Source organism: Fibrobacter sp. UWH1, assembly GCF_002210365.1.
Taxonomy (GTDB): Bacteria; Fibrobacterota; Fibrobacteria; order Fibrobacterales; family Fibrobacteraceae; genus Fibrobacter.
On record NZ_MWQG01000073.1, the window covers coordinates 1 to 5,178 of the forward strand.

General features: G+C 56.5%; 2 tRNA genes and 3 rRNA genes. All 5 read left to right on the forward strand.

Annotated features, from left to right (window positions below):
* The first annotated feature begins 101 nt into the window (after positions 1-101).
* The 5 genes from B7992_RS15895 to rrf all read left to right on the forward strand — a co-directional run bounded on the left by B7992_RS15895 (position 102) and on the right by rrf (position 5,173).
* Positions 102-1,618 (forward strand): 16S ribosomal RNA (locus tag B7992_RS15895).
* A gap of 100 nt (positions 1,619-1,718) precedes the next feature.
* Positions 1,719-1,792: transfer RNA gene (locus B7992_RS15900), tRNA-Ile, on the forward strand.
* 8 nt (positions 1,793-1,800) lie between these two features.
* Positions 1,801-1,873: transfer RNA gene (locus B7992_RS15905), tRNA-Ala, on the forward strand.
* A 174-nt stretch (positions 1,874-2,047) separates the two neighbouring features.
* A 23S ribosomal RNA gene (locus B7992_RS15910) occupies positions 2,048-4,948 on the forward strand.
* 110 nt (positions 4,949-5,058) lie between these two features.
* A 5S ribosomal RNA gene (gene rrf / locus B7992_RS15915) occupies positions 5,059-5,173 on the forward strand.
* Together the 16S, 23S and 5S rRNA genes with 2 tRNA genes alongside form the textbook arrangement of a ribosomal RNA operon.
* Positions 5,174-5,178 lie beyond the last annotated feature (5 nt).

Sequence of the window (5,178 nt, forward strand, 5' to 3'; positions counted from 1 at the left end):
GAGAAGATTGAAGGAATCGGAGATGTGCTTAGTGACGGCCCAAGAAATTTCTTGGAATTAGTCGAATACGAACGTGATTACGGGACCAAGACTTTAAAAAATTAATGAAGAGTTTGATCCTGGCTCAGAACGAACGCTGGTGGCGTGTCTTATACATGCAAGTCGAGCGGGGACTTCGGTCCTAGCGGCGAACGGGTGAGTAACGCGTAAGCAATCTGCCCCATATCAGGGAATACCCGTGCCAACGCGCGGTTAATGCCCAGGAGAGTGGCAGTCCACATGGACTGTTGACTAGAGATTTATCGGTGTGGGATGAGCTTGCGTCCGATTAGCTAGTTGGCGGGGTAACGGCCCACCAAGGCGACGATCGGTAGCCGGCCTGAGAGGGTGATCGGCCACATTGGGACTGAGATACGGCCCAGACTCCTACGGGAGGCAGCAGTAGGGAATATTGCACAATGGGGGAAACCCTGATGCAGCAACGCCACGTGTGGGAAGAAGCATTTCGGTGTGTAAACCACTGTCGTGAGGGAATAATGCTTGGCCTCGGCCAAGTTGAATGTACCTCGAAAGGAAGCACCGGCAAACTTCGTGCCAGCAGCCGCGGTAATACGAGGGGTGCAAGCGTTGTTCGGAATCACTGGGCGTAAAGGGAGCGCAGGCGGAGATGCAAGCAGTCTGTACAATACCGGGGCCCAACCCCGGACCTGCAGACTGGACTGTTTCTCTTGGATAGTTCAGGGGCAAGCGGAATTCCTGGTGTAGCGGTGGAATGCGTAGAGATCAGGAAGAACACCGATGGCGAAGGCAGCTTGCTGGGGACTTATCGACGCTCATGCTCGAAAGTGCGGGTAGCAAACAGGATTAGATACCCTGGTAGTCCGCACCGTAAACAATGCATACTGGGTGTCCGGGGCTCGCCCCGGGTACCGAAGCCAACGCGTTAAGTATGCCGCCTGGGGAGTACGTACGCAAGTATGAAACTCAAAGGAATTGACGGGGGCCCGCACAAGCGGTGGAGCATGTGGTTTAATTCGAAGCAACGCGCAGAACCTTACCAGGGTTTGACATGGGAACGCCGCGGCGAGAGATCGCCGTTTTGTAGCAATACAACGTTCCGCACAGGTGCTGCATGGCTGTCGTCAGCTCGTGTCGTGAGATGTTGGGTTAAGTCCCGCAACGAGCGCAACCCACGTTTCCAGTTGCCACCCGCAAGGGGGCCCTCTGGAGAGACTGCCGGGGACAACCCGGAGGAAGGTGTGGATGACGTCAAGTCCTCATGGCCCTTACATCCTGGGCTACACACGTGCTACAATGGTCGGTACAATGGGTCGCTACCTGGTGACAGGGCGCCAATCCTCAAAGCCGGCCTCAGTTCGGATCGGAGTCTGCAACTCGACTCCGTGAAGCTGGAATCGCTAGTAATCGTGGGTCAGCACACCACGGTGAATACGTTCCCGGGCCTTGTACACACCGCCCGTCAAGCCATGGGAGGAGGGAGTGCTCTAAGTCGCGATGCCAACCCGCAAGGGAGCCAGCGCCTAAAGCAAGACCTCTGACTGGGGCTAAGTCGTAACAAGGTAGCCGTACCGGAAGGTGCGGCTGGATTACCTCCTTTAAGGAGTAAAATTTGGAACAAGTTTCCAACCACCTGTAATCGAAAAGACGTTCAGACTAGAAGTCGCCACGAAAGCACATCTCCGATTCTTTTAGAGCCCGGGTCTGTAGCTCAGCTGGTTAGAGCACCGCTCTGATAAGGCGGGGGTCAATGGTTCAAGTCCATTCAGGCCCATAGCTTAAGGGGTTATAGCTCAACTGGTAGAGCGCCAGCTTTGCAAGCTGGATGTTAGGAGTTCGAGTCTCCTTAGCTCCAGTAGCGCTTCCGGGCGCAGGAAATGGGAAGGCCACCGCGCCGACCTGCAGATTGAAAATTACGGCATGTAACCAAGAAAAGCAATCAAGCATACAGAGTGACTTGAAGCACTGAGAAAAAGGTGGATTCGAGCTGCTCATGCGAGCGACAGATCGAGCTTTATCGTTGGAAACAGGAATTAAGCGAAGGAATGCACGCGGGGGATGCCTAGGCATCTGCCGGCGACGAAGGACGGGCCAAGCCCCGAAAGTCCCGCACGAGGCGCAAAGGGCCTTTGACTGCGGGGGATCCGAATGGGGAAACCCACGCGCAAGCGTATCCACGGACTGAATACATAGGTCCGAGGAGGCAAACCCGGGGAACTGAAACATCTAAGTACCCGGAGGAAAAGAAATCAACCGAGATTCCCTCAGTAGTGGTGAGCGAAAGGGGAAGAGCCCAGACGGTTCGCGCATTCAGGCGACAAGGCGAAGCGGGATGGAAAGCCCCCCCATAGCAGGTGACAGGCCTGTAGTCTTGTTCAATGGAGCGTACGTCGAAGAGTAGGGCGGGACACGTGAAATCCTGCCTGAAGACGGGGGGACCACCCTCCAAGGCTAAATACGAGCGGATGACCGATAGTGCACAGTACCGTGAGGGAAAGGTGAAAAGCACCCCGAGAGGGGAGTGAAAGAGCGCCTGAAACCGCGTGCATACATTCTGTCGGAGGGAGGATTCATCCTCCTGACGGCGTGCCTTTTGTTTAATGAGCCAGCGAGTTGCTCGTGTACGGCGAGGTTAAGGGCCTCAGGCCCGGAGCCGAAGCGAAAGCGAGTCTCAACTGGGCGACCAGTCGTACACGGCAGACACGAAGCCTTAGTGATCTACCCATGGCCAGGCTGAAGCGGGGGTAACACCTCGTGGAGGGCCCAACCGATATACATTGAAACGTGTCCGGATGAGCTGTGGGTAGGAGCGAAAGACCAATCAAACTGGGCGATAGCTTGTTCTCTCCGAAACATATTTAGGTATGGCGTCATGTTAGCTTCACGGGGGTAGAGCACTGGAAGGACTAGGGGGCACACCCGCTTACCAAACCCTATCAAACTCCGAATACCGTGAACGTGATGCATGGCAGACAGCCCGCGGGTGATAAGATCAGCGGACGAAAGGGAAACAACCCGGACCATCGACTAAGCGTCCCCAAGTATGTGCTAAGTGGTAAAGGATGTGGGGTTGCACAGACAGCCAGGAGGTTAGCTTAGAAGCAGCTACCCTTTAAAGAAAGCGTAATAGCTCACTGGTCAAGCGACCCCGCGCCGAAAATGATCGGGACTAAGCACATCACCGAAGTCATGGACTCAGCAATGAGTGGTAGGAGAGCGTTCCGTAGGCCTGGGAAGGCGCGTGGCGATGCGCGCTGGAGGTATCGGAAACGAGAATGCTGGCATGAGTATGCGAAAATGCGGGTGAAAAACCCGCACACCGTAAGTCCAAGGGTTCCCGGGCAAGGATAATCCCCCCGGGGTCAGTCGGGATCTAAGACGAGGCCGAGAGGCGTAGCCGATGACAAGCGGGCGAACATTCCCGCACCCACATCACTGCGTTTGACCGACGGGGCGACGCATGGGACAGCGAGTAGCGACTGATGGATGTCGCGGATGGCGTGCAAGGCTCCGGGGCGGCAAATCCCCCCGGTACATGCCCCAGGCGCCGGACCGGTGGAAGGCTTCGGCCGGAAGCTGAGTCTCGTGGGCCCGTGCCAGGAAAACCCCCTAAGGGAGTATTGATGTGGCCCGTACCGTAAACCGACACAGGTGGACGAGGCGAATAGCCTAAGGTGCTCGAGACAACTCGGGAGAAGGAACTCGGCAAATTAACCCCGTAACTTCGGGATAAGGGGAGCCTCCAGCGGTGAGGATGGACAGTCCAGGGCTGCAGGAGGTCGCAGGGAAACGGCAGAAGCGACTGTTTACCAAAAACACAGGGCCATGCTAACACGCAAGTGGATGTATATGGTCTGACACGTGCCCGGTGCCGGAAGGTTAACAGGAGGCGTCAGCTCACGCGAAGCGCTGAATCGAAGCCCCGGTAAACGGCGGCCGTAACTATAACGGTCCTAAGGTAGCGAAATTCCTTGTCGGGTAAGTTCCGACCTGCACGAATCGTGTAACGACTTCTGCACTGTCTCCTCCCGGGACTCGGCGAAATTGCAGTGCCGGTGAAGATGCCGGCAACCCGCACCTGGACGGAAAGACCCCATGAACCTTCACTGTATTTTGACATTGGTTTTAGGACTGGCATGTGTAGGATAGGTGGGAGGCTTTGAAGCGGCGACGCCAGTCGTCGTGGAGCCATCCTTGAAATACCACCCTTGCCCGTTTTGAGATCTAACCTCGTCCCGTCATCCGGGACAGGGACCGTGTCTGATGGTCAGTTTGACTGGGGCGGTCGCCTCCTAAAAGGTAACGGAGGCATCCAATGGTTCCCTCAGCGCGGTCGGCAATCGCGCGCAGAGCATAAAGGCATAAGGGAGCTTGACTGCGAGACGGACACGTCGAGCAGGTACGAAAGTAGGGCTTAGTGATCCCGCGGTACAGCGTGGAACGGCCGTTGCTCAATGGATAAAAGGTACTCTGGGGATAACAGGCTGATCTCCCCCAAGCGTTCATAGCGACGGGGAGGTTTGGCACCTCGATGTCGGCTCGTCGCATCCTGGGGCTGGAGAAGGTCCCAAGGGTTTGGCTGTTCGCCAATTAAAGCGGCACGCGAGCTGGGTTCAGAACGTCGTGAGACAGTTCGGTCCCTATCCGGTGTGGGCGTACGAGACTTGAGGGAAGCTGACCTTAGTACGAGAGGACCGGGTCGGACGTACCTCCGGTGTACCGGCTGTCGCGCCAGCGGCATTGCCGGGTAGCCGTGTACGGATCGGAGAAACGCTGAAGGCATCTAAGCGTGAAGCCGTTCCCAAGATCAGGTCTCGCGGGGGCAACCCCCTGAAGGGCCGTCGGAGACTACGACGTCGATAGGCGACAGGTGTAAGCGTGGCGACACGTTGAGCCGAGTCGTACTAATAGCCCGTGAGAGCTTTTCCTTTCTTTCAACGATGACGTTCGACACGCGTCGCGTGAGCAGCTAGGATTCATCACCTTTACTTCAGCCACTCAGTAGAGTCGCTGGTTGCAGGTTACTGCCGGAGAGATTGTTTCAGCGGTTATCGAGGGAGGGTCATACCCGTTCCCATTCCGAACACGGAAGTCAAGCCTCCTATCGCCGATGGTACCTGGCCTACGGGTCCGGGAGAGTAGGTCGCCGCTGGATTCACG